Here is a 917-nt window from a genome sequence, read left to right on the forward strand (position 1 = left end):
GGCCCGGCGGCCGGCCCCGATCAGGCCCCCGGCAGGCGGTAGCGGCCGTCCGGCAGACGCTCCACCAATCCGTCGGCCACCAGGCCGCGCAGCGCGCGCTCGCGCTGCACCGACTCCTCCCACACCCGTTCCAGCGCCGACGCCCGTACCGGTTCCATCGACTCGCGCAGCACCGCCATCAGACGTCCGCGCACCTGCCGGTCGGTGCCCGCCCAGGCCTGCCCGCGGCGGGGCGGGCCCTGGTGCTCCGGGGAGCCCGCCAGCCGCCAGGCGCACCGATCGGCGATCGGGCACACCCCGCAGCGCGGCGCGCGCGCCGTGCACACCAGCGCGCCCAACTCCATGGTCGCCGCAGCCCACCGGGCGGCCGTCGCCTCGTCCTCCGGGAGCAGCGCCCGGGCCAGCCGCCGCTCGGCGGCGGTGGTCGCGTTCGGCGGGTAGCGGGTGCCCACCACCGCGCGCGCGAAGACCCGCCGCACGTTGGTGTCCAGCACGGCGTGCCGCCGACCGTGGGCGAAGGAGGCCACCGCCGCCGCCGTGTACTCCCCGACGCCGGGCAGCGCCAGCAGGTGCGCGTGCTCGGTCGGCACCTCGCCGCCGTGCCGCTCGGTCATGGCCCCGGCGGCGGCGTGCAGGCGCAACGCGCGACGCGGATAGCCCAGCCGCCCCCACGCCCGGACCGCCTCGCCCGGTGGGACGGCCGCCAGATCGGCCGGGCGCGGCCAGCGCCGCATCCACTCCTCGTACACCGGCAGCACCCGGGCCACCGGTGTCTGCTGGAGCATGAACTCACTGACCATCACGCCCCACGCGCCGGCCTCCGGGCGCCGCCAGGGCAGGTCCCGGGCGTTCTCGGTGAACCAGGCGACCACCGGGCCGTGCAGCGCGGCGCCGTCCGGAGGGGCGGCGTCCGGGGG

At 78.8% G+C, this 917-nt stretch carries 1 protein-coding gene; it reads right to left on the reverse strand.

What is annotated here, in order from left to right; translation table 11 throughout:
* Nucleotides 1–20: 20 nt before the first annotated feature.
* The coding region (locus FOE67_RS27065) for an iron-sulfur binding domain-containing protein (protein ID WP_438874324.1) at nt 21–917 on the reverse strand (897 nt) is incomplete at its 5' end.

It is taken from the genome of Streptomyces calidiresistens (genome assembly GCF_014141525.1).
GTDB lineage: Bacteria > Actinomycetota > Actinomycetes > Streptomycetales > Streptomycetaceae > Streptomyces > Streptomyces calidiresistens.